Here is a 22,384-nt window from a genome sequence, read left to right on the forward strand (position 1 = left end):
GGTCGGCGATCCGGGCGGGGTCGCCGACCTCGACGATGCACTGGTCGGTCATGGCGACGACCGCGGTCCGGCGGCGGGCGCGCTCGGCCCGGATCTCGGCCGGGGTGCCGGCCGGCAGGCCCGGGCGGCCGTTCTCGTAGCGCGGCTGCCGGCGGCGCCACTGCCGGACCAGGCCGAGGCCGCAGACCAGGCCGGCCACGACCGACGGGACCGTGCGGTCCTCGACCGGGTCGTCCCGGTCGCCATAGAGTTGGACCAACGCCTCGTCGAGCTGCATCCTGAGATCGGAGAAGCGGGCGCGGTCGGTGCCACGGTCGTCCCCGATCAGGCGGATGATGACGTCCTCCACCTCCTCCCGATGGCGGGCGCGGCGGGCCTCGCGGCCGCCGTCGCGGGCGCACAAGTCCCTCACGGCGCGGGCGCGCTGGGCCAGGGTCTGGCGCACCAGATGGGCGTAGCGGGCGAAGGCGAGCCCGGGGTCCGGGGCCGCAGCCGGAGGCTGAGCCGCCGGGGGTTGCCCGTCCGACGCCTCGGCCGTCCCATTCGCAGCCGGGGCCTCGGTCTGAGCCGAAGCCTCCGGGACCTGGGCGGCGAGGGCGCGAGCGCCGGCCGCCTCGGCCAGCTGCATGCCGATCTCGGCCAAGCGCGTCAGCATCTCGCATTGCTGCAGGGCGCAGCCGCGGCCATAGGCCTGGGGGTCGAAATCGGCAGGGATCTCCTTCATGGAACCTATCATGAACGAGTCGCGCAGGCGAGCGCAATGCACATTGTGTTTAGTGATTCGGCGGGACCGGCGGTGCGCAAGCGGCTTGCCGCTTGTATAGTATGGGCGCGCACTTTTTGGATGATGAGGCGCCCGGTTCCGGACAGCGCCTCAATCGCCGGCGATGGCCCGGAAAGGTGACAATCGGATCGTGGGTCCGGGCGGGCTTGATACTAAGCTATGCTCGGCGCTGGCAGAACTGGTCGGGGGTCATCGTCTTGATTTCGAACTGGTCTTGTGTTCGCGCGTAGCTGTGTCCGCCGAGCCGGCCGATCGCGTCCATCTTGTGCTGGTCAATGTGCAGGCTCCGCGGGTCGACGGCGTCGGCGCGCACGAACACCCCCAGAACCTCGCCGAGAATGATCTCGCGCGCCGGGCTGATCTGAAGGGTCATGTATCGGCGGCATTCCAGCGCCGCCGGCGCTGCCACGATCCTCGGGCTGCGCACCATTTCGCCCGGCACCGTCTCGAGGCCGGCTTGCTTCAGCTCATCGACCTCGGGACCGAACTTGATGGCACAGATCTCCATCCGATCGACCAGGGCGGTGTCACAGATGTGCACGGTGAACTCGCCGGTCTCGCGGATGCTGCGTGCGGTGTCCTTGAAGCTCATATCGGCGTGATTCTCCACGCCGATGGCGACGATCGCCGGATCGTGGGTCAGCACATTGAAGAAGCTGAACGGCCCGGCATTGGGGCGGCCGTCGCGGCTCAGGGTCGTCACCAGCGCGATCGGCCGGGGAATGACGGTTCCGATCAGGAGCTTGTAGCGCTGGCGCTCCGTCAGCGCCGAGAAATCGAAATGGGTGTGCTCGGGCTTGTCCACGCCGTTCATCGGTCCCCCGGCACACGGAAGGTTTCGAGCGGCGTGTGGCGGCTGAGGTTCTCGAAGCCGTCGGAGGTGACGAGGTAGCAATCCCCGATATTGCAGCCGGCCGACTGGGCTTCGAGCCACTGGGCGTGCAGCACGAACACCATTCCTTCCTCGAGCCTGTCATGGTTGTGCGAGGAGACATTGAAGCTGTTCTGCGCGCCGGCCATGCCGACCGAATGACCGAGATTCGGATTATGGGGCCCGTGGGTGGCGGGATAGACATGCATCAGCCTGCGTCCGCGTGCCTCCCAGTCGGCGTCCGCCACATACTGCATCGGCACGAGCCGCGGCCCGCCATCGTCGGCCGCCTGCCAGTTGTACGGCATGGTGCGCGCATGCGGCGAGGTGAGCAGACCATGCTCGATGTAGGAGCTGAACGCCGCATTGTTGATATCGCTGACGAGCGCGCCGGGTCGGATCAGCCGTTCCGCGCGCCTGACGCCGTCGGTGCAGGCGGCGAGCACCTTCTCCTGCCGCGCCGTGATCTCGCCCACCGCGACCATGCGTGCGGTCTGCGCCGTATAGCCCTGATAGGTGACGTTGGAGATATAGAGATTGATCAGATCGCCGGTCCGCACCACGCGGCCGTAGGGCTTGCCGCAATGCGTGCCGTATTGGTTGACGCCGATCTGGTAGCCGTCGCCGGTCTCGCCGCCGCGGGCCAGCTGGGCGAAGGTGAAGGCCGCATAGATCTCGGCGTCGGTCACGCCGGCACGGGTGACATGATAGGCGGCCTGGGTGCCGATGGAGATCAGCTGCGCGGCCGCCCGGACCATCTCGATCTCGCGCGGCGAGCGGATCTTCTGCATGCGGTCGATGATCGGGTTGTCGGAGACGAACTTCGCCTTCGGCATCAGTTCGTCGAGATGGCCGAACAGGGATGAGCTGGTCCGGTCGCCGAGCCGGCCGATCTGCCCGGCGGAAAGTCCGAGGTCGCACAGGATCTTCGCGGCGGCTTCTGCGGTCCTTGCCGTCGACGAGCCCGGCCGGTCGGCATATTCGCGGCCGATCGCGCCGATCTGCCAGATCTGGTCCACGCCGACCGGTTCACCGCCCGGCGGCAGGATGACCGACTGGGTGAAAAACGACAGCAGCACCATCTCCTTGTCGCTGTCGGTCGGAATGATCAGCACGCCCTCGCGCATCCAGTCGCAGACGTAGCGCAGATAGGCGTTGGAGGTGTGGAACCAGCCGACCATGTCGGTGTGGATGACCAGCGCATCGTGCTCCGCCAGCACCGCCTCGCGGCGGATGCGGCGCACCCGCTCCGCGAACTCGTCGTCCGGCAGGGCCAAGGGCGGGCTGAATTCGAAATCGGGTTCGAAATCGGCCAGCAGGGATTCGATCCGGCGTCCGGACGCCGGAATACGGTGCATGGTCACGACGCAATGTTCCTTTTTGCGCCCGCGGAGGGCGGGATCGGCGTTAACGGGAGGGACCGAAGAGTTTGCGGCCGGCGACCACGACGACGAGCGTCACGGCGATCAGGATGCCGGACATCGCGGCGACCCGGACATCGAGGGATTCCTCGATCATCGCGAACATGCGAAGCGGAAGAACCGTGGTGCGCGCATCGGCGAGGAAGAGTGAGACCGAGACGTTGTCGAGCGATTGGATGAACACCAGGAAAGCGCCGGCCAGGATGCCCGGAACCAGCAGCGGCAGGGTCACCCGCCGCAGCGTGGTCACGGGCGTCGCGCCCAGGGTGGTCGATGCTTCCTCCAGCGACGGGTCCATGCCCTGCGCGATGACGGCCGCCGCGCGGTACATCAACGGCCCGAACACCACGATATGCCCGGCAACCGTGAGCCAAAGCGATGGCCGGAGGCCGACGAGGCTGGATACGACCAACGCCGCGAGCCCATAGACCAGGCTGGGCAGCACCAGCGGCGCCAGGAGCAGCGGCTCGGTGAGGTTGGCCGCCCGGCCCCGGATGCGGGCCATGCCGATGCTGGCGGGCACCGCGAACAGCAACGAGCCGACCACCGCGAGGCCGGCGATCTTCAGCGAATTGAACGCGGCGATATGTTCCGTCGCCGATACGACCGGATCGAGAAGGGCCGCGTACCAGCGCAGGGAGAGACCTTGCGGCGGGAACTGGAGCGTCTGGCCGGCCGTGAACGACATCACCAGGGCGATGACGATCGGCGCGATGAGGTAGAGGATGGCCAGCCCGCCGATACCGTAGACAAAGGCCCGATAGAGAGAGGTCGATGCTGCTTCACGCATGGCCGACGAGCCTCCGATGACGGGCGATGGCGGACAGGGCCAGAAGAAGGCTTCCGGTGGACAGCAGCAGGACCACCGCAATCGCGGACGCCAGGGGCCAGTCGAACAGCACGCCGACCTCGCGATAGATGAGCTGCGGCATATAGACGTTGCGGGCGCCGCCGATCACCGCCTGGGTCACGAAGGATGCGCTGGTGCTGGCGAAGACCAGGATCCAGCCGGCGAGCAGGCCGGGCAGCATGAGCGGAAGCAGCACGGTCAGGAATACCCGCCACGGTCCGGCTCCAGCCACTTCGGCGGCATCGGTCAACTGCGTGTTGACGCGCGACAGCACGGCGATCAGAGGCAGGATGATCAGCGGCAGGTCGATCTGGCACATGGCCAGCACCAGCCCCAGCTCGGTGAACATCAGGCTGATGGGTTGCCCGGTGAAGCCGAGGCCGAGCAAGGTCTGGCTGATCGGCCCCTGGCGACCGAGAATGACGATCCACGCAAAGGTGCGGACGACGTTGCTCGTCAGCATCGGAATCAGTGACAGGAAGACGATGACTTGCCGTGTCCGGGACCCGCTGTGCCAGTAGAGCAGCGCGATCGGAATGCCGAGCAACGTCGTTCCGATGACGGTCAGGACGCCGAGCCGGACGGTGTTCATCAGCACCCGGAAATTGAACGGATCGCCGAGGAACGCGGCATAGTTGTCGAGCGAGATGCCGGTCTTTCCGGAGAAGCTGTAGGCAATGAGCAGGGCGAGCGGCGTCACGAAGAACACCACCGAGAGCAGGAGCATCGGAAGGAGATACGGAGCGCCGCTCGACCTCATCGTCGTCATCCCCCTGCCACGAGGGTGTCGAACGCCCTGATCCAGACGGCCCGGTTCTTGTTGATCAGCGACCAGTCCGGATAGACCAGCGATGCGACCTGGTCGCGCGTGACATAGGCCTCGATGCCGGGTGTCAGCTCGACGTCCCGGTTGGTCGGAAACATCTCCGAAGGCGGCATCTTCAGGACGTCCTGGGCAGCCTTCGAGATGGCGGCATCCATGTAGGCATAGGCCGCGTCGACATTGCTCGACCCCCTGGCCAGGTGGATGTTGACGGGCGCCGCCGGGGACCCCGTCTCGGGGTGGGCGAACTCCGCCGCGAGGCCCAGCGCTTTCAGGCGCGCCACATTGTTGGTCGAGCACATGAACACCGCGATCTCGCCCTGCTGATACAGCGTCATCTGGTGGTTGGTGCTGTCGATGACGGATTTGAGGTTCTCGGGATGGTCCTTGAACAGCTTGAAGACCGAATCCATGTCGTCCGGACCCGTGCCGAAGATCCTCGCCAGCTGGGTGTAGGCCATGACCGCGGTGTTCGACCCGAACCCCGTCCAGGACACCTTGCCGGCATAGGCCGGATTCTCGAACAGATCGCGATAGCCGGCAGGCTTCGGCACCATCTCGGGATTGTAGGCGATGCCGTTGACCTCGACCGTGACCGTCGGGCCGTACTCTCCCTGGAAGGCGGGATCGAGCATGCTCCAGTTGGAAAGCTTGCCCGGATCGATCTTCTGGATCAGCCCGTTCTCGATCGCGACCGCGCCCTGGCCGGGCGACATCAGAAGCGTGTCGTAAGCCGGATTGTCCGGGCTTGCCTGGACCTTCGCCAGCTGATCCTGGGCCAGGGCAGGCGCAATGGTGAGGTCGTAGCCGGCCGCCGAAACGAGCGGCGTCAGCACCCGCCGGTAGGCATCCTCCCAACTGCCGGGAAACGTCGCGGCGACGAGCGAGCCGGCGGCGCGCGCCCTGGCGGGCAGCAGTGCGGTTGCTGCGACTCCTGCCGCAAGGAGCCCGAAACCGCGTCTGTTCAATCCGAATCCGGTCATGGAATGGCACCTCTCCTGTTGGATCAGTCGGCGGCGTCGCGCGGGAAGACGTGACACCGGTCGGTGTCGACCTGGATGTAGACCCGGTCGCCCGGGACGGCCGCACTGCCTGCAGCACCGCGCATCTCGGTGGCGCGGATCTCGGTTCCGTCGACCAGCTGGAGGTCGTGGACCAGGGTCGGCCCGAGTGGAACGGAGATGGTCAGGCGCGCCTCGATCGTTGCCGGCCCAGGGACAGCAAGGAGGCGCACGTCCTCGGGCCGGCAGGTGACGACCACGGGCGCGCCGGCGATGAAGTGGAGATCGCGCGTCAGCACGAGGGTATCGCCCGTCGAAAGCCTCACCATGGCCTCTCGGCCGCGAGAGGCTTCGACAACGCCCGAAAGCCGGCTTGCATGGCCGATGAAGCTGTTGACGAAGAGGCTCTTCGGACGGTCGTAGACGGTGGTCGGGCTGTCGATCTGCTCGACGCGGCCCCGATTCATCAGGACCAGCCGGGTCGCCAGGCTCTGCGCCTCCTCCTGGTCGTGGGTGACGATCAGCGTGGTGACGCCGAGCGATTTCTGCAGGCGCAGCATCTCGACCTGGAGATCGAAACGCAGCGCCCGGTCCAGCGCCCCGAAGGGTTCGTCGAGCAGCAGCAGCGACGGCCGGGACGCGAGAGCGCGCGCGACAGCCACGCGCTGCTGCTGGCCGCCCGACAGCTCGCGCGGCAGGCGGCTGCCAAAACCGTCGAGGCGGATCAGCGCAAGCAGTTCGGCGACCCTGGCGCGCCGCTCGGGTCGCGGCACACGCTGGCAGGCCAGCGGATAGGCAATGTTCTCGGCGACCGTCAGATGAGGAAACAGCGCATAGTTCTGGAAGACCATGCCGATGCCGCGCGCCCGGGCGGACAGAACCGTGAGGTTCGTCGTTCCCAGCGAGATGGTGCCGCGGTTGGGCCGGATCAGGCCGGCGATCGCACGAAGCACGGTGGACTTGCCGCAGCCGCTCGGTCCCAGCAGGGCCGCGATCTCGCCGGCGGGCACATCGAAGCTGACATCGTCGACCGCCGGCGCGGTTCCTCCATAAGAATGCGTGAGATCGCGCACCGACAGGGCGCGAGCGCTCATCGGCGCGGCCGACGGGATTCGTGCCGCTGTGGCGGTGCCGGGCCCAGGGTCTGGTGTGGACTGCGCGGGAGCGGGGTTCGTATTCATGTATTCTAAGGAAGCAAGCGTCGTGCCAACCCGTGTGAGCAACAACAATACTCAGTTAACAAGCTGAATTATATGGAAAATTTGTTCGATGAACAAAGTTACGAAACTTTGTTCGACAAAATTTTCAAACGGATATGCGAAAAAAATAGCGCATCCAAACGCGCCAATTGGTGTAAATGTGGGCAGCCGCCATACGGAGATCGCAGTGCGAACCAGCGTAAAACGCCGCGCCAAACCGCAGACCCAACCTCAGGAGGCGCGGCTCGAATCCGTGGACGCGACGGAAGACGTCAGCGACCGGATCTGCGCGACCTTGGCCGCGGCCATCCGCGAAGGTGCGCTGAGGCCGGGATCCAAGATTCTGGAGGACGCGATCGCCGAGCACTTCGGGGTGAGCCGGACGGTCGTGCGCGGTGCGCTGGGCATTCTCGAGCATGACCATCTGCTGGAGCGTAAGCGAAACCGTGGCTCCTTTGTCGCCGAGCCCTCCATCGGCCAGGCCCAGGAGCTGTTCGAGGCCCGTAGATCGATCGAACGCGTGATCCTCGAACTGGCGATCGGGCGCGCTTCGGCCGCCGACTGCGATCGGCTCGACGCCCTCATCGAGCAGGAGCACGCCGTTCATCAGGGCACGGACGAGAAGGCGAAGGCCGGCCTGTCCGGGCAATTCCATGTCGAGCTGGCGCGCATCAGCGGAAACGGGGTCTTGGCGGAGCTCCTGGAAAAGGTCGTGGCGCGGTTGTCGCTGGTGATGGCGCTCTACGAGGACGAGCACCATGACGACTGCGGCACCGACCATCACAGAGCCATTCTTTCCGCCGTGCGAGACAAGGACCTTAAACGTGCGCAGCACCTGATGGCCGAGCACCTGGCGGACATCGAGGGGCGGGTCCGGCTGACCCAGGACCATGGCGACCGCCATACCTTCGAGGCGGTGCTGGCCAATTTCTCAACTCAATGACGGGAGCTGCCGAGGCGGCGCTCAGGCCCGAGTATGCCAAGCGATTCACTCCGTTCCAAAGAGACATACGTCGCGTATGCGTATTGACATGCGCCCCGCATGTTCCGATATGGCGACATACGGGGCGTATGTGAGTGCTCGTCCCGGTCAGCGGGCCAGAACCTTGAAGCCGGGCGATCGTCGCGACGGCCGGGCTGTCCGCCTTGTCTGCACAGGAGTCAAACGATGGCCAAGCGCGATGCGATCTTCCCTGCCGGGCGGCAGGCGCTTTACGAGATCAACCGCTATTCGGCGGCGATCCGCTCGGGCGATCTGCTGTTCGTCTCGGGCCAGGTCGGCAGCCGCGAGGACGGGTCGCCCGAGCCGGACTTCGCCAAGCAGGTCCAGCTCGCCTTCGACAATCTCGCGGCCGTGCTGAAGGCCGCCGGCTGCACCTTCGAGGACGTCGTCGACGTCACCACCTTCCACACCGACCCGGCGGCGCAGTGGGAGACGATCAACCCGATCCGGCTGAAGGCGATCGGCGAGCCGCCCTATCCGAACTGGACCGCGGTCGGCGTGAACTGGCTGGCGGGCTTCGATTTCGAGATCAAGGTCATCGCGCGCATTCCCCAGGCTGGCTGAGCCAGGTGATTTCGGGTCGGATCGCGCTGGTGGGGTCGTAGCGGGCGTTGCCGCTCCTGCGGGAGGTTTTCGGAACACCGCCGTTTGGGCCAGCCTATCCTTTCATCCTCCCCCTCCCCTTGCGGGAGGGGGCAGGGGGAGGGGTCTGCTGCCGATGGAATTGATGTCGAGCGTCATCACCGGCCCCGCAGAAGTCTGGCCAATTCCACGCTGGCTCCCGTCATCGACACCCCCTCCCCCTACCCCCTCCCGCGAGGGGAGGGGGAGAGTGGAAAGCATGCGTCGGTTCAAGTGATCGAAATTCTGAAAAGGTCCCGCCAGGCGGGAGAGGCAATAGGAAGACGACTGGCATGCTGGTGGTCTTCGGCTCGGGTGCGCCGGCGTGATCTGGCCTGAAACGATCATGCTCTGATCCATCCATCCTCGATCGACCCCAAGGGGCGCGTCGGTTCCGCACAAGCGGGATCCGGCGCGCCCCTTTTTCTTTGCCTGCCGACAAAGCGCTTGACGCCGCCGGCAAAGCCCGCTTTCTTGGACGGAAGAAATTTCAGATATAGAAATATACATCAACAATCGGCCGCGGATGCCGCTGCCGGAGCTAGGGAGGACGAGAGATGAAGACCTTGCGTACCCGGATCCTGGCGGGCGCCGCCCTGGCGGCCATGCTGTCCGCCGCCCCGGCCGGAGCCGCCGAGCCGTTCCGCTGCGCGCCGGGCGAGCTCTACGCCATGAATGTGATGGTCTCGGGCGTCGAGTACTGGTTCCCGGTCTACGAGATGTTCAAGCAGGCCGGCAAACAGATGGGCTGCGAGACCATCTACACCGGCACGCCCGACTACGACGTCACCAAGCAGATCGCCAGCTTCGACCAGATCCTGGCGCGCCAGCCCAAGGGCATCCTGGTGCATCCGATGAACTCGGACCCGTTCATCGAGCCGATCAACCGCGCGATCGAGCAGGGCACGGCGATCGTCACCTTCGCGGCGGATTCGCCGAACTCGAACCGCACCGCCTTCATCACCTCGAACAACGACCTCGAGGGCAAGGGCGCCGCCGACGCCGTGGCCGAGGCGATGGGCGGCAAGGGCGAATACGGCGTGCTGGAGAATCCGGGCCAGGACAACCACGACCGCCGCGTCGCCGCCTTCATCAAGCGGATGGAGGAGAAGTGGCCGGACATGAAGCTGGTGGCCCGCGCCGCCTCGAACCAGGACCCGAACAAGGCGTACCAGGCCGTGCTGTCGATGGCCCAGGCCAACCCGAACCTCGGCGCGCTGTTCATGCCGGAGGCGAACTCGGCCCTCGGCGCCGCCCAGGCCAGCGTCGAGCTCGGCGGTAAGATCAAGGTCATGACCGCCGATGTGAACGCCAAGATCCTCGACATGATCAAGGCCGGCCAGGTCTTCGGCTCGGTCAACCCGAACCAGGGCATGCAGGGCTATATGGGCTTCATGGCGCTGTATCTCGCCGCCCATCCCGACCTGATCGACCCGATGAACGACGCCAAGGGCGCCGGCCGGAACCCGATGGTGATCCCGTTCATCGACAACGGCTACGCCGTGGTCACGGCGGCCAATGCCGACGACTTCTACTGGGACAAGTATCTGCAGCGCCGCGGCACCAAGGGCATCGACGAGTAATCGCCGATCCGACCGCCGGCCGGGACCGCCCCGGCCGGCCTCCGCGACCAGGAAAGCCTTCGACGTCCCATGTCCCTGCTCTCCGTCCACGACATCGCCAAGAGCTTCGGCCCGGTCCGCGCGCTGTCCGGCGTGCGGTTCGAGCTGAACGCCGGCGAGGTGCACGCCCTGATGGGCGAGAACGGCGCCGGCAAGTCGACGCTGATGAACGTGCTGGGCGGCGTGCACCAGCCCGACCGCGGCACGGTCAGCCTGGACGGCAAGCCGGTGCGGATCCCCAGCCCGGCTGCGGCCCAGGCGCTGGGCATCGGGCTGGTGCACCAGGAGATCGCGCTCTGCCCCGACGCCACCGTGGCCGAGAACATCTTCATGGCCGAGACCAATGGCCGGCGCAGCCTGTGGCTGGACACGCGCGACCTGAAGCGGCGGGCCGAGGCTGTGCTGGCCAGCCTGCATCCGGTGCCGGTCGACGTGCGGGCCGGCGAGTTGCCGATCGCCAGCCAGCAGATCGTCGAGATCGCCAAGGCCCTGACCCTGAACTGCCGGGTGCTGATCCTCGACGAGCCGACGGCGGCGCTGACCGAGGCGGAGGCCGAGGCGCTGTTCGCCATCATCCGCGGCCTGCAGGCGCGGGGGATCGGCATCATCTATATCAGCCATCGCATGGCCGAGATCTTCGCCATCGCCGACCGCATCACCGTGTTCCGCGACGGCGCCTATGTCGAGACGCTGCAGACCGCGGCGACCACGCCGGAGCAGGTGGCGGCGAAGATGGTCGGCCGGCCGCTGCTGGACCTGTACCCGCCGCGCCGCGGCCCGGCCACAGGATCCCCGCTGCTCAAGGTCGAGGGCCTGTCCGACGGCGGCATCGTCCGCGATGTCGGCTTCGAGGTCCGGCCGGGCGAGATCGTCGGCCTCGGCGGGCTGATCGGCTCCGGCCGCACCGAGACGGTGCAGGCGATCTGCGGCCTGGCCCGGCGCGCTTCCGGCCGCGTCACCTGCGACAGCGCCGAGGTGCCGCCGGGGGACTATCCCGCCGCGATCCGCCAGGGGCTGGTCTATCTGAGCGAGGACCGCAAGGGCAACGGCGTCTTCCTCGACCTGTCGATCGCCCAGAACGTCTCGTCGCTGGACCTGCGGCTGGTGTCGGGCCCGGTCATGGTCAGCCGCCGGCGCGAGGCGGCGCTGGCCGAGGCGATGCGCCAGCGCCTGGGCATCCGCTGCACCGGCGTGCACCAGCCGGTGGCGACGCTGAGCGGCGGCAACCAGCAGAAGGTGGCGCTGGCCCGGCTGCTGGCGGTCAACCCGCGCATCCTGTTCGTCGACGAGCCGACGCGCGGCGTCGACATTGGCGCCAAGGCGCAGATCTACGCCATCCTCCGCGAGCTCGCCGACCAGGGCGCCGGCATCGTTGCCATCTCGTCCGAGCTGCCGGAGCTGATCGGCATCAGCGACCGCATCCTGGTCCTGCACGAAGGCCGCCTGGCCGGCGAGCTCAAGGCCGGCGAGATGACCGAGGAGGCGATTATGCAACTGGCCTCGGGCCTCGGGAACCAGGAACGCAGGCCCGGCGCGATGCGTCGCGCCGTTGTGGGAGACATCAGATGAGCATGGCCGCCGTGACGCCGATGATGCGCGTCGTCCGGGTCCGCGAATTCGGCCTCCTGGCCATCATCGCCCTGCTGTTCGTGGCGATGAGCTTCGCGTCGCCCTATTTCCTGACCCTGTCGAACATGCGGGCGATCCTCTTGTCCTTCTCGATCGAGGGGATCGTGGTCATCGGCATGACCATCCTCCTGATCGTCGGCGGCATCGACCTGTCGGTCGGGTCGGTGGTCTGCCTGTCGATGGTGATCGGCGGCACGCTGTTCCTAGCCGGACTGGACCCCTGGTCGGCCAGCCTGATCGCGGTCGCGTCCTGTGGCGCCATCGGCTTCCTGATGGGGCTGTGCGTCACCCGGATCGGGCTGCACTTCTTCATCGTGTCGCTGGCCTTCATGGTGATCACCCGCGGCCTCAGCCTGCTGCTGACCCAGGGCACGCCGCAGTCGCTGTTCTCGCTGCCGAAGTCGTTCAAATTCGTCGGCCAGGGCAGCATCGGCGGCCTGCCCTTCGTGATCCTGATCTTCCTGGTGCTGATCGCCGTGTTCGACGTGCTGCTGCGCAAATCGGTGCTGTTCCGGCGGGTCTACTACACCGGCAGCAACGAGAAGGCGGCCCGCTTCTCCGGCATCGACACCAGGCGGACCAAGATCATCTGCGCCACGCTGTGCAGCACCCTGGCCGGCATTGCGGGCGTGGTCTACATGGCCCGGTTCGGCGCCGCCACCCCGCAATTCGGCGTCGGCATGGAGCTCAGCGTCATCGCCGCCGCGGTGATCGGCGGGGCCAGCCTGAACGGCGGGTCCGGCACCATCGCCGGCGCGGTGCTGGGGGCGGCGCTGCTGTCGCTGGTCACCTCCTCGCTGATCCTGCTGAACGTGCCGGTGTACTGGCAGGACATCATCCGCGGCGCCATCCTGCTGGTGGCGGTGACGATCGATCACCTCCTCAACATGAACAAAGCCCGGGGCTGAGACCGATGCCGCGCCCGCTCTACAGCGAATCCGAACGACTGCGAAACATCCATCGCGTCCTGGTCATGTTCTACCAGGAGCACCGCTCCCAGGCGGATATCGCGGCGGCGATCGGCATCTCGCCGGCCAGCGTCAACCGCATGATCCGCGAGGGGCATGAGCGCGGCCTGGTCGACATCCGCATCCGCTCGCCCTTCGACGCGGAGGAGGGGCTGTCGGTGACGCTGAAGCGCCTCGGCGGCCTGGACTCGGCCGTGGCGGTGGCCGCGGTCTCGACCGATCCGGCGATCGTGCTGAAGGCGGCGGCCGAGGCCGCGGCGACCACGCTGCTGGAAGGCCTGGCCGACGGCATGACCATCGCCGTCTCCGGCGGCGTCGCCCTCTGCGCCACGATCGAGGCGCTGGCCCCGCCGCGGGCCTATGACGTCCGCGTCGTGCCGGCCACCGGCGGCGTCCAGGGCAAGTTCCGCACCGATGTGAACCACGTCGCCGTCGCCCTGGCCGAGAAGCTGGGCGGCAAGGCCTACCAGCTGCACGCCCCGATCTTCGCGGCGAACGAGGCGGAGCGGGCGGCGCTGCTGTCGGTGTCGACCATCCGCAGCGTGCTCGACATGGCGCGCGCCGCCGATGTCGCCTTGTTCGGCATCGGCTCGGTGCGCGACGAGCACGCCACCTACCTGACCCTGTCGGACACGGCCGACCGCGGCGCGATCGAGCGCGTCGGCGCCGAGGCGGAGCTGCTGGCCCATCTGGTCGACCGCGACGGCCGCCCCTGCGACCACCCGTCGAACCGCCGGCTGGTGGCGCTGACGCTGGACGAGCTGGCGGGGATCCCGCGGCGGATCGCGGTCGCCTCGGGCGAGCGCAAGGTCGCGGCCATCGCCGCGGTGCTGCGCGGCGGCGCGCTGGGCCATTTGATCACGGACGACCGGACGGCGCGTGCGGTCGTCGAAAAGCTGGAGGGCAAGGATGCAGATGCAGCGTGAGATCGGGGCCAGCGGGATCCCCGCCAGCGCGGTGGGGCTCGGCACCTGGGCCATGGGCGGCTGGCTGTGGGGCGGCGGCGACGACGATGCCTCGGTCGCGGCGATCCGCGCCGCGCTGGATGCCGGCGTCACCCTGATCGACACCGCCCCGGCCTACGGCCTCGGCCGGGCCGAGGCGTTGGTCGGCCGCGCGGTCGAGGGCCGCCGCGACGAGGTCGTGCTGGTGACCAAATGCGGCCTGGTCTGGGACACCGACAAGGGCCGCCCCTTCGTCGGCCAGGACGACAAGACCATCCACCGCTATCTCGGCGCGGAGTCGGTGCGGCAGGAGCTGGAGACCAGTCTGCGCCGCCTGCGCACCGACCATGTCGACGTGCTGATCACCCATTGGCAGGACCCGACGACCCCGATCGCCGAGACCATGGCGGCGCTGCTGGCGCTGAAGGCCGAGGGCAAGACCAAGGCCATCGGCATCAGCAACGCCAGCGTCGAGGATCTCGCCGCCTATCGCGCCGCAGGGCAGGTCGACTGCGTGCAGGAGGCCTACAACATGCTCGACCGCGGGCTCGAGCAGACGCTGATCCCGCCCTGCCGCCAGGCCGGCATCGCCGTGATCAGCTATTCCAGCCTGGCGCTGGGCCTGCTGACCGGCCGGATCGGGCCGGAGCGGAGCTTCGACGGCGACGACCTGCGCCGCACCAACCCGCGCTTCTCGGTCGAGAATCGGCGCCTGGTCGCCGCCTTCGCCGCCGACCTCGGCGGCATCGCCCGCGACCATGGGGTGGAGGTCGCCGATGTGGTGATCGCCTGGACCCTGGCGCAGCCCGGCATCACCTTCGCCCTGTGCGGCGCGCGCAACGCCGACCAGGCCCGGGCGAATGCGCGGGCGGGAGAATTACGCCTGGCGGCGGACGAGCTGGCGGCGATCGACCGCGCCATCGCCACCCATCTCGGCCCGGTCGCGGCGGCCGCGTAGGACCGGTCCCACGAAATGTCCGACTCACAGATCCTGGGGCGCAAAAGCAGATTGCCTCTCCCGCTTGCGGGAGAGGTCGGGCTCGCGAAGCGAGACCGGGTGAGGGCCCTTGCGGTCTCGCCGAGAGAACGGCCCTGCGGTAAGCGCGCGGATGATCCGCTCTGGATACTGAGGCCTCGGCTTCCGGGATCGCGGCCGCGGGGCCGCCGCCGCCGCTGGCCCTCACCGCGAGCCGCTGGCGCGGCTCCGACCTCTCCCGCAAGCGGGAGAGGCAATCTGGAAGGGGCGCCCGATTTCCGTATCAGCCCATCGCGAGTCAGGACACGAGACAATGACCGGCAATGGCTCGTCCATCCCCGAGCGGGCCGACGTCCTGGTGATCGGCGGCGGGATCAACGGCATCAGCACCTTCCGCGAGCTGGCGCTGCAGGGCATCGACGTGGTGCTGGTCGAGCGCGACGATTTCTGCTCCGGCGCCAGCGCCGCTTTGTCCCGCATGGTGCATGGCGGCCTGCGCTATCTGGAGAACGGCGAGTTCCGGCTGGTCCGCCAGTCGCTGCAGGAGCGCGACCGGCTGCTGCGCAACGCGCCGCACTACGTCTTTCCGCTGCCGACGCTGGTGCCGGTGACGGCCCGGCTGCGCGGCACGCTGGCGACGATCGGGGCCTTCCTCGGCATCGCCGAACGGCCGAAGGCGCGGCCGGGCCTGATGATCCGGGCCGGGCTCGCGCTCTACGACCTGCTGTCCTGGCGCAGCCGGACCATGCCGCGGCACCGCGGCATCGGCCGGGCCAAGCTGCAGCGGCTGGCCAAGGGGATCACCCGGCGGGCGGTGGCGGGGGTGCTGTACTACGACGCCCGCGTCACCCAGCCGGAGCGGCTGGGCATCGAGCTGCTGCTGGACACCGAGGCCGAGACCGGCGCCCGCGCCTTCTCCTACACCGAGATCACCGGCCGCGACGGCGACGGCCTGGCCTGGCGCGACCGGTTGACCGGCGCCAGCGGGCGGATCGCGCCGCGCGTGGTGGTCAACGCCACCGGCGCCTGGGTCGACCTCGTCGGCGGCGCCATCGGCCCGGCCACCAACCGCAGACGCGTCCAGGGCACCAAGGGCTCGCATCTGATGATCCGCAACCCGCGGCTGCAGGAGGCGCTGGGCGACCGGATGATCTATTTCGAGAACGCCGACGGCCGCATCTGCATCGCCTTCAACCACGCCGGCGGCGCCATGGTCGGGTCCACCGACATCCGGATCGACGACCCCGACGACGCGGTCTGCCTGGACGACGAGAAGCGCTACATGCTCGAAGCGCTCAGCGGCATCTTCCCGGAGCTGGAGGTGCGCGAGGACGAGATCGTCCATGTCTTCACGGGGGTGCGGCCGCTGCCGGTCAGCGAGGACGAGGCGACTGGGCGGATCAGCCGCGACCATGCCGTCGAGGTCGACCCGGCGGGCGCGCTGCCCTTCGCCGTCCTGACCCTGATCGGCGGCAAATGGACCACCTTCCGCGCCTTCGGCGAGGAGGTCGCCGACCTGGCCCTGGCCGAACTCGGCCGGCCGCGCCGGGTCGGCACCCGCGACCTGGCGATCGGCGGCGGCCGGGGTTTTCCGCGCGATCCCGACGCCCGGTCGCGCTGGCAGCGGGACCAGGCGGTGGCCGCGGGCCTGCCGCTGGCGCGGTTCCAGGCGCTGAGCGAGCGCTACGGCAGCCGCGCCGTCGCCGTCGCCCGCTTCCTCGGCGAGGGGCCGGACGCGCCGGTCGCCGCCGCGCCGGACTATTCGCGGCGCGAGCTGCAATACCTGATCGAGACCGAACGGGTGCGCGACATCGGCGATCTGCTGCTGCGCCGCACCCTGCTGGGGATGGAAGGCCGGATCTCGCCGGCCCTGGTCGCCGAGGCCGGGGGCCTGGTCGCCGCCGCCCTCGGCTGGACCGATACCGAGAGCATGGCCGCCGCCGCGCGCTTCGAGGACATCATGGCCCGCCGCCACCGCGTGCAGGCCGCGCATTGATGGGGATTGAAATGTATCTGACCAAGAAGGTCCGCCTGAACCGGCTGATGCGGAACGGCCGCTGCCTGGATGTCGCGATCGATCACGGCGTCTGCAACGAGCCGTCCTTCATGGCCGGGCTGGAGGACATGGCGGGCGTGGTCCGCATGCTGGCCGCGGCCGGGCCGGACGCGATCCAGATGAATTACGGCCAGGCCGACCTGCTGCAGTCGATGCCGGGGCAGAACCGTCCGGCGCTGGTGATGCGGGTCGACATGGGCAACCCCTACAACCGCCAGCGCCATCGCGAGATGTGGGCGCTGCTGCAGAACGAGGCCGACCCGATTCTGCCGGCGCTGCGCCTTGACGCCGCCTGCGTGGTGGTGAACCTGTTCATGCTGCCGGACGAGCCGGGGCTGTTCCGGCAATGCGTGCAGAACATCAGCCGGCTCGGCAATGATTGCGAGACATACGGCATGCCGCTGATGATCGAGCCGCTGGTGATGCAGCCGAACGAGCGCGGCGGCTACCTGGTCGACGGCGACACCGAGAAGATCGTCACCCTGGTCCGGCTGGCGCGCGAGCTCGGCGCCGACATCGTCAAGGCCGACCCGACCGACAACCCGGCCGATTTCCGCCATGTGGTCCAGGCGGCGCGCTGCCCGGTGCTGGTGCGCGGCGGCGGCAAGGCCGACCTGCGGCGGGTGTTCGAGACCTCGGCCGCGCTGATGGCCCAGGGCGCGCACGGCATGGTCTATGGCCGCAACATCTACCAGCACGACAATCCCGGCGCCGTGGTGGCGGCGCTGATGGCGATGATCCATGACGGCGCCGATGCCGACGCCGCCTGGTCGATCTACCGCAACGGTGGCGGGCGATGAGCGCCTGGCTGGGCATCGACGCCGGCAACACCGGGGTCAAGGCGCTGCTGTTCGACGATGCGGGGCGGGAGCTGGCCTGCGCCCATCGCGACACCGGCGGCCACAGCCCGGAGCCCGGCATGGTCGAGCGCGACATCGGCCGCCTGCGCGCTGATCTCGCCGACCTCGTCCGCGAGCTGCTGGACAAGAGCGGCCTGCACGGCCGCGACATCGCCGGCATCGGCACCTCGGGCCACGGCAACGGCCTCTATCTGCTCGACGCCGAGGGCGGGCCGCTGGCGGCGATCCAGTCGCTCGATTCCCGCACCGCCGGGCTGGTCGAGGAGTGGGCGGCCGCCGGGGTGGGGGAGGCCGCGGCGGCGATCTGCCTGCAGCGGCCCTGGCCGTCGCAGACCCCGGCGCTGCTGGCCTGGATGGCGCGCCATCGGCCGCAGACCCTGGCGCGCGCCGCCCATGTGCTGATGTGCAAGGATCTGGTGGTCCACGCCCTGACCGGGCGGGTGGCGACCGACATCACCGACATGGGCGGGGCCGGGCTGCTGCGCCTGCCCGAGAACCGCTACGATGACGGGCTGCTGGAGATCTACGGCCTCGGCGGCGTCGCGGCAAAGCTGCCGCCGCTGCACTGGCCCACCGACCGGGTCGGCACGGTGTCTGCCGCGGCCGCCTCCCGCACCGGCCTGGCCGAGGGCACGCCGGTGGTCGCCGGCTTCTTCGACGTGGTGGCCAGCGCGGTCGGCGCCGGCGTCACCCGCCCGGGCCAGGCCTCGATCATCCTCGGCACCTGGAGCATCAACCAGGTGGTGGTCGACGCGCCGCTGGATGGGGTGTTCATGGCGACCGGCATCGCCCCCGGCCGCTTCCTGTCGATGGAGAACTCGGCGACCTCGGCGACCAATCTCGAATGGCTCGCCCATCACCTGCTGGCGCAGGATTCCCGGCGGGCGGGCGGCAGCGCCTTCGCCCTGGCCGACGCCCTGGCCGCCGCGGCGCCGGCCAAGGCCGACGGGCCGATGTACCACCCCTATCTCTACGGCGCGGCGGGCGATCCGTCGGCGCGGGCCGGCTTCTTCGGCCTGGCCGGCTGGCATGACGGCGGCGACCTGGTGCGGGCGGTGTTCGAAGGCGTCGCCTTCGCCCATCTCGCCCATGTCGAGAAGCTGCTCGCCGCCGGAGATGGTGATGCCGCGCAGCCCGGTCTGGCCGCAGATGATCGCCGACGTGCTGCGCCTGCCGGTCAAGGTCGCGGCCCAGGCGGAGACCGGGGCGCTCGGCGCCGCCATGGCCGCAGCGGTAGGGGCCGGCCGCTTCGCCAGCCTGGACGAGGCCGCCGCCGCGATGGTCGCGCCGTCGCGCGAAGTGGTGCCCGATCCCTGCCTGGCCGGCTTCTACCAGCGCCGCTTCGCCCTGTGGCAGGCGGTGGGCAAAAGCCTGGCGCCGCATTGGGCGGCCCTGCGCGACCTCGGCCAGGCATGATCGCGCCGGATGGCGGTGCGGAGGTTCAGAAGCCCCCTCTCAAAGGCCTCAGTGGCCCAGATAGGCGTCCCGCAGCCTCGGGTCGTCCAGCAGGGCGCGGCCAGTGCCTTCCTGGACCACCCGGCCGGTCTCCAGCACATAGCCGCGGTCGGCGACGGCCAGGGCCGCGGCCGCGTTCTGCTCGACCAGCAGCACCGCCACCCCGTCGCGGCGGAGGGCGGTGACCGCCGCCAGGATCTGGTCGACCAGCAGCGGCGCCAGGCCGAGCGACGGCTCGTCGAGCAGCAGCAGCCGGGGCTCGGACATCAGGGCCCGGCCGATCGCCAGCATCTGCTGCTGCCCGCCCGACAGGCTGGCCGCCGCGACGCCCCGCTTTTCCGCCAGCGCCGGAAACATGGCGTAGATCCGGTCCAGCCGGGCCACGGCCCCGTCGCGGCGGCGGAAGGCGCCGAGGCGGAGGTTGTCTTCGACGCTCAAGGGGCCGAACACCTGTCGCCCCTCCGGCGACTGGGCGATGCCGAGCGAGACCCGCTTGTGCGGCCCGAGGCCGGCGATCGCGGTGCCGTCGAACTCCACGCGGCCGGCGGTGATCGGCTGTACCCCGGACAGGCAGCGCAGCAGCGTGGTCTTGCCGGCGCCGTTGGCGCCGATCAGGGCGACGATCTCGCGCGGTGCGACGGTCAGCCGGATGCCGTGCAGCACGGCGATGCGGCCATAGGCGGAGTGGAGTCCGTCAACCGTGAGCACGATCGGCCTCCGCACGCCCGTGGTCGCCGAGATAGGCGGCGATCACCGCCGGATCGTCGCGCACCTCCCGCGGCCGTCCCTCCGCCAGGCGGCGGCCCTGGGCCAGCACCAGGATGCGGTCCGAGATCCGCATCACCAGCTTCATGTCGTGCTCGATCAGCACCACCGCGACGCCGGTGCGGGCGACCTCGCAGATCAGGGTGTCGACGGCCTCCGTCTCCACCGCATTGCAGCCGGCGGCCGGCTCGTCCAGCAGCAGCGCCCGGGGCTCGGCGGCCAGCGCCCGCGCGATCTCCAGCCGCTTCAGCACGCCATAGGGCAGCGACCCCGCCGGCGTCGCCGCCTCGGCGGCGAGGCCGACCCGCTCGAGGATCGCCATCGCCCGGTCGCGCGTCGTCCGGTCCTGGCGCCGCGTGACCGGCAGGCCCAGCAGGTCGGCCAGCAGCGGGCTGCGTTCGCTCAGATGGCAGCCGACCATGACGTTCTCCAGCGCGGTCATGCGGAAGAAGATCTGCAGGTTCTGGAAGGTCCGGGCCAAGCCGCGCCGGGCCAGCAGATGCGGCGGCAGGCCGGTGACCGGCTTGCCGTCCAGCGCCACCGTGCCGCGCTGCGGGCGGTACAGGCCGGTGACCAGGTTGAACAGCGTGGTCGTGCCGGCGCCGTTCGGGCCGATGATCGACAGCACCTCGCCCGCGGCGACGGTGAAGCCGACGCCGTCGACCGCCACCAGGCCGCCGAAGGCGATGCCGATCCCGTCGACGGCCAGGACGCTCATCGCAGGCGCTCCAGCAGCAAACGGTGCAGCGCCGGCACGATGCCGGCGGGCAGGGCGATCATGAACCCCATGATCAGCAGCCCCAGCACCGCCTGCTCATATTCCTGGAACGCGGTCAGGGCCTGGGGCAGCACCACCAGCAGGGCGGCACCGACCACCGCGCCGAGCACCGATCCGAGCCCGCCGATGATGACCATCGCCACCAGCTCGATCGACTGCAGGAAGCCGGCGGCGTCGGGCGTCACCAGCCCGTTCATGCCGGCCAGCAGCCCGCCGGCGACAGCGGCGTAGACCGCGCTGATGACGAAGGCGGCCAGCTTCCGGCCGGCGACGTCGATGCCGGTGCCCGCCGCCGCGGTCTCGCTGTCATGCAGCGCCCGCAGCGCCCGGCCGGCGGGGCTGGACCGCAGGTTCAGCGCGATCCAGGCGCCCAGCAGCAGGGCGCCGGCGGTCAGCCAGTACCAGGTCGCCGCGCCCGCGATCCGCCAGCCGAACAGGGTCGGCGCCTTGACCGCCATGCCGTCGGGGCCGCCGGTCAGGTCGCCCTCATTGTTGAACAGCAGCGACAGGATCAGGCCGAAGCCCAAAGTGGCGATGGCCAGGGCATAGCCCTTCAGCCGCAGGATCGGGCGGCCGACCAGCCAGGCGACCAGCCCGGCGAAGGCCGCGGACAGCAGCAGCGCCAGCAGCGGATGCAGGCCGAGATGGGCCGGCCCGATCGCGGCGCCATAGGCGCCGAGGCCGAGGAAGCCGGCATGGCCGAGGCTGATCTGCCCGGCAAAGCCGGTCAGGATGGTGAGGCCCAGGGCGGCGAGGGCGAAGACCCAGACCAGCGCGGCGACGCGCAGGTGGAAGGCGGACGGCGCGATCAGCGGCACCAGCGCGATGATCACGATCAGCACGGCCAGCGCGCCGTAGCGGTGGCGGAGGGCGGCGGCCAGCATCACACCCGGTCCACGCCGCGGCCGGCCAGCAGCCCGCGCGGCATCAGGAACAGCACCAGCAGGATGGCGGCGAAGGCGACGGCGTCCTTGTAGGTCGACGAGATGTAGCCGGCGCCGAAGGCTTCGAGCAGTCCGATCAGGACCCCGCCGAGCACGGCGCCGAGCGGATGGCCCATGCCGCCGAGCATGGCCGCGGCGAAGCCTTTCAGGGCGAACAGCGTGCCGATGTCGTACCGGGTCAGGGTGATCGGCGCGACCAGCACGCCGGCGATCGCCCCGATGGCGGCGGAGACGCCGAAGGCGAAGGCCAGGATGACCCCGACATTCACCCCCACCAGCCGCGCCGCCAGCCGGTTCGCGGCGGTGGCGAGGACCGCCTTGCCCAGCAGGGTGCGGCGCAGGAACAGGTCCAGGCCGGCGACCAGGACGACGGCCCCGCCGATCACCCACAGGCTCTGCGGCAGGATGGTCGCGCCGCCGACCGCGATCGGGTCCGAGCCCGAGAAGGCGGGCAGGGAGTGGAACTCCTTGCCGAACACGATCTGGGCCACGCCCCGCAGGAAGACCGAGGCGCCGATGGTGATCATGATCAGCGACACCGGCGACGCGTCCCGGGCCGGCGCGATGGCGAGGCGGTGCAGCAGCAGCCCCGTGACGGCGGCCCCCGTCACGGCGATCACGGCGGCCAGCGGCAGCGACAGGCCGCCGGCGGCCAGGACGGCGGTGCCCAGGCCGCCGATCATCACGAAGTCGCCCTGGGCAAAGTTGATCACCTCGGAGGCGTTGTAGACCAGGGTGAAGCCCAGGGCGACCAGCGCATAGACCGCGCCGACCGTCAGGCCGGAGAACACGAGCTGCAGGAATTCGGCCATCG

The 22,384-nt window shown here is 69.3% G+C and carries 21 protein-coding genes and 1 pseudogene; 11 read left to right on the forward strand and 11 right to left on the reverse strand.

What is annotated here, in order from left to right:
- From ACTOWL_RS02510 to ACTOWL_RS02540, 7 genes are all read right to left on the reverse strand, one after another.
- Window positions 1–724, reverse strand: a 724-nt coding sequence (locus ACTOWL_RS02510; RefSeq protein WP_441319611.1) for a hypothetical protein, incomplete at its 3' end; no start/stop codon positions are given.
- A 217-nt stretch (window positions 725–941) separates the two neighbouring features.
- Window positions 942–1,589 (reverse strand): flavin reductase family protein, encoded by a 648-nt coding sequence (locus ACTOWL_RS02515; RefSeq protein WP_441319612.1) that lies wholly within the window; start codon window positions 1,587–1,589, stop codon window positions 942–944.
- Window positions 1,590–1,594: 5 nt separating this feature from the next.
- Entirely contained in the window at window positions 1,595–2,932 is a 1,338-nt protein-coding gene (locus tag ACTOWL_RS02520; protein ID WP_441319613.1) for a M24 family metallopeptidase, read from the reverse strand.
- Between the two features lie 130 nt (window positions 2,933–3,062).
- Window positions 3,063–3,866: an ABC transporter permease gene (locus ACTOWL_RS02525; RefSeq protein WP_441319614.1), complete on the reverse strand. Its 804-nt coding sequence runs from the start codon at window positions 3,864–3,866 to the stop codon at window positions 3,063–3,065.
- The gene (locus tag ACTOWL_RS02530) at window positions 3,859–4,686 is read right to left on the reverse strand and encodes an ABC transporter permease (protein ID WP_441319615.1); all 828 of its coding nucleotides are present in this window, start codon (window positions 4,684–4,686) and stop codon (window positions 3,859–3,861) included. Before ACTOWL_RS02530 ends, ACTOWL_RS02525 begins: the two co-directional genes overlap by 8 nt.
- A 5-nt stretch (window positions 4,687–4,691) precedes the next feature.
- Window positions 4,692–5,732, reverse strand: coding sequence for an extracellular solute-binding protein (locus ACTOWL_RS02535; protein ID WP_441319616.1), 1,041 nt, complete (start codon window positions 5,730–5,732; stop codon window positions 4,692–4,694).
- 23 nt (window positions 5,733–5,755) lie between these two features.
- Window positions 5,756–6,844: an ABC transporter ATP-binding protein gene (locus tag ACTOWL_RS02540; protein WP_441319617.1), complete on the reverse strand. Its 1,089-nt coding sequence runs from the start codon at window positions 6,842–6,844 to the stop codon at window positions 5,756–5,758.
- Between the two features lie 175 nt (window positions 6,845–7,019).
- Between ACTOWL_RS02540 and ACTOWL_RS02545 the strand changes: the two genes are divergently transcribed.
- The 11 genes and pseudogenes from ACTOWL_RS02545 to ACTOWL_RS02595 all read left to right on the forward strand — a co-directional run bounded on the left by ACTOWL_RS02545 (window position 7,020) and on the right by ACTOWL_RS02595 (window position 19,044).
- Window positions 7,020–7,892 (forward strand): GntR family transcriptional regulator, encoded by an 873-nt coding sequence (locus ACTOWL_RS02545; RefSeq protein ID WP_441319618.1) that lies wholly within the window; start codon window positions 7,020–7,022, stop codon window positions 7,890–7,892.
- Window positions 7,893–8,117: 225 nt separating this feature from the next.
- Window positions 8,118–8,516 (forward strand): RidA family protein, encoded by a 399-nt coding sequence (locus ACTOWL_RS02550; protein WP_441319619.1) that lies wholly within the window; start codon window positions 8,118–8,120, stop codon window positions 8,514–8,516.
- Between the two features lie 614 nt (window positions 8,517–9,130).
- A complete protein-coding gene (locus tag ACTOWL_RS02555; protein WP_441319620.1) occupies window positions 9,131–10,156 on the forward strand; it encodes a substrate-binding domain-containing protein in 1,026 nt (341 codons plus the stop codon).
- A gap of 69 nt (window positions 10,157–10,225) precedes the next feature.
- A complete protein-coding gene (locus ACTOWL_RS02560; RefSeq protein WP_441319621.1) occupies window positions 10,226–11,764 on the forward strand; it encodes a sugar ABC transporter ATP-binding protein in 1,539 nt (512 codons plus the stop codon).
- Complete coding sequence (locus tag ACTOWL_RS02565; protein ID WP_441319622.1) at window positions 11,761–12,732, forward strand: ABC transporter permease; 972 nt, start codon at window positions 11,761–11,763, stop codon at window positions 12,730–12,732. The genes ACTOWL_RS02560 and ACTOWL_RS02565 overlap by 4 nt, the downstream gene beginning before the upstream one ends.
- A gap of 5 nt (window positions 12,733–12,737) precedes the next feature.
- Window positions 12,738–13,718, forward strand: a complete 981-nt coding sequence (locus tag ACTOWL_RS02570) for a sugar-binding transcriptional regulator (RefSeq protein WP_441319623.1) — start codon at window positions 12,738–12,740, stop codon at window positions 13,716–13,718.
- Window positions 13,702–14,694, forward strand: coding sequence for an aldo/keto reductase (locus ACTOWL_RS02575; RefSeq protein WP_441319624.1), 993 nt, complete (start codon window positions 13,702–13,704; stop codon window positions 14,692–14,694). The genes ACTOWL_RS02570 and ACTOWL_RS02575 overlap by 17 nt, the downstream gene beginning before the upstream one ends.
- Before the next feature lie 331 nt (window positions 14,695–15,025).
- Window positions 15,026–16,708 (forward strand): FAD-dependent oxidoreductase, encoded by a 1,683-nt coding sequence (locus tag ACTOWL_RS02580; protein WP_441319625.1) that lies wholly within the window; start codon window positions 15,026–15,028, stop codon window positions 16,706–16,708.
- An 11-nt stretch (window positions 16,709–16,719) separates the two neighbouring features.
- A complete protein-coding gene (locus tag ACTOWL_RS02585; protein WP_441319626.1) occupies window positions 16,720–17,568 on the forward strand; it encodes a class I fructose-bisphosphate aldolase in 849 nt (282 codons plus the stop codon).
- Window positions 17,565–18,728, forward strand: a pseudogene (locus ACTOWL_RS02590) (FGGY-family carbohydrate kinase); the annotation flags it as partial. The gene ACTOWL_RS02585 and the pseudogene ACTOWL_RS02590, both read left to right, overlap by 4 nt.
- A 49-nt stretch (window positions 18,729–18,777) precedes the next feature.
- Window positions 18,778–19,044 carry a hypothetical protein gene (locus ACTOWL_RS02595; RefSeq protein ID WP_441319755.1) on the forward strand — a complete coding sequence of 89 codons (267 nt, stop codon included), beginning with the start codon at window positions 18,778–18,780 and terminating at the stop codon, window positions 19,042–19,044.
- 48 nt (window positions 19,045–19,092) lie between these two features.
- On the opposite strand, the gene ACTOWL_RS02600 is transcribed toward ACTOWL_RS02595, so the two are convergent.
- Genes ACTOWL_RS02600 through ACTOWL_RS02615 form a run of 4 tightly spaced genes read right to left on the reverse strand, consistent with a single transcriptional unit; the run spans window position 19,093 to window position 22,382 of the window.
- Complete coding sequence (locus ACTOWL_RS02600; protein WP_441319756.1) at window positions 19,093–19,794, reverse strand: ABC transporter ATP-binding protein; 702 nt, start codon at window positions 19,792–19,794, stop codon at window positions 19,093–19,095.
- A complete protein-coding gene (locus ACTOWL_RS02605; RefSeq protein WP_441319627.1) occupies window positions 19,778–20,566 on the reverse strand; it encodes an ABC transporter ATP-binding protein in 789 nt (262 codons plus the stop codon). Before ACTOWL_RS02605 ends, ACTOWL_RS02600 begins: the two co-directional genes overlap by 17 nt.
- Entirely contained in the window at window positions 20,563–21,510 is a 948-nt protein-coding gene (locus ACTOWL_RS02610; RefSeq protein ID WP_441319628.1) for a branched-chain amino acid ABC transporter permease, read from the reverse strand. Before ACTOWL_RS02610 ends, ACTOWL_RS02605 begins: the two co-directional genes overlap by 4 nt.
- On the reverse strand, window positions 21,510–22,382 hold the full coding sequence (locus ACTOWL_RS02615) for a branched-chain amino acid ABC transporter permease (RefSeq protein WP_441319629.1): 873 nt from the start codon (window positions 22,380–22,382) through the stop codon (window positions 21,510–21,512). Before ACTOWL_RS02615 ends, ACTOWL_RS02610 begins: the two co-directional genes overlap by 1 nt.
- Between the last annotated feature and the right edge of the window lie 2 nt (window positions 22,383–22,384).

The organism is Inquilinus sp. CA228 (genome assembly GCF_052078665.1).
GTDB lineage: Bacteria > Pseudomonadota > Alphaproteobacteria > DSM-16000 > Inquilinaceae > Inquilinus.

Bases quoted from the DNA above. Each gene is read 5' to 3' on its own strand.
- ACTOWL_RS02605 (WP_441319627.1), bottom strand. From the start codon at position 20,566: ATGAGCGTCCTGGCCGTCGACGGGATCGGCATCGCCTTCGGCGGCCTG.
- ACTOWL_RS02535 (WP_441319616.1), bottom strand. From the start codon at position 5,732: ATGACCGGATTCGGATTGAACAGACGCGGTTTCGGGCTCCTTGCGGCA.
- ACTOWL_RS02595 (WP_441319755.1), top strand. From the start codon at position 18,778: ATGATCGCCGACGTGCTGCGCCTGCCGGTCAAGGTCGCGGCCCAGGCG.
- ACTOWL_RS02525 (WP_441319614.1), bottom strand. From the start codon at position 3,866: ATGCGTGAAGCAGCATCGACCTCTCTCTATCGGGCCTTTGTCTACGGT.
- ACTOWL_RS02615 (WP_441319629.1), bottom strand. From the start codon at position 22,382: ATGGCCGAATTCCTGCAGCTCGTGTTCTCCGGCCTGACGGTCGGCGCG.
- ACTOWL_RS02550 (WP_441319619.1), top strand. From the start codon at position 8,118: ATGGCCAAGCGCGATGCGATCTTCCCTGCCGGGCGGCAGGCGCTTTAC.
- ACTOWL_RS02575 (WP_441319624.1), top strand. From the start codon at position 13,702: ATGCAGATGCAGCGTGAGATCGGGGCCAGCGGGATCCCCGCCAGCGCG.
- ACTOWL_RS02565 (WP_441319622.1), top strand. From the start codon at position 11,761: ATGAGCATGGCCGCCGTGACGCCGATGATGCGCGTCGTCCGGGTCCGC.
- ACTOWL_RS02540 (WP_441319617.1), bottom strand. From the start codon at position 6,844: ATGAGCGCTCGCGCCCTGTCGGTGCGCGATCTCACGCATTCTTATGGA.
- ACTOWL_RS02585 (WP_441319626.1), top strand. From the start codon at position 16,720: ATGTATCTGACCAAGAAGGTCCGCCTGAACCGGCTGATGCGGAACGGC.
- ACTOWL_RS02530 (WP_441319615.1), bottom strand. From the start codon at position 4,686: ATGAGGTCGAGCGGCGCTCCGTATCTCCTTCCGATGCTCCTGCTCTCG.
- ACTOWL_RS02610 (WP_441319628.1), bottom strand. From the start codon at position 21,510: ATGCTGGCCGCCGCCCTCCGCCACCGCTACGGCGCGCTGGCCGTGCTG.
- ACTOWL_RS02560 (WP_441319621.1), top strand. From the start codon at position 10,226: ATGTCCCTGCTCTCCGTCCACGACATCGCCAAGAGCTTCGGCCCGGTC.
- ACTOWL_RS02555 (WP_441319620.1), top strand. From the start codon at position 9,131: ATGAAGACCTTGCGTACCCGGATCCTGGCGGGCGCCGCCCTGGCGGCC.
- ACTOWL_RS02580 (WP_441319625.1), top strand. From the start codon at position 15,026: ATGACCGGCAATGGCTCGTCCATCCCCGAGCGGGCCGACGTCCTGGTG.
- ACTOWL_RS02570 (WP_441319623.1), top strand. From the start codon at position 12,738: ATGCCGCGCCCGCTCTACAGCGAATCCGAACGACTGCGAAACATCCAT.
- ACTOWL_RS02545 (WP_441319618.1), top strand. From the start codon at position 7,020: ATGAACAAAGTTACGAAACTTTGTTCGACAAAATTTTCAAACGGATAT.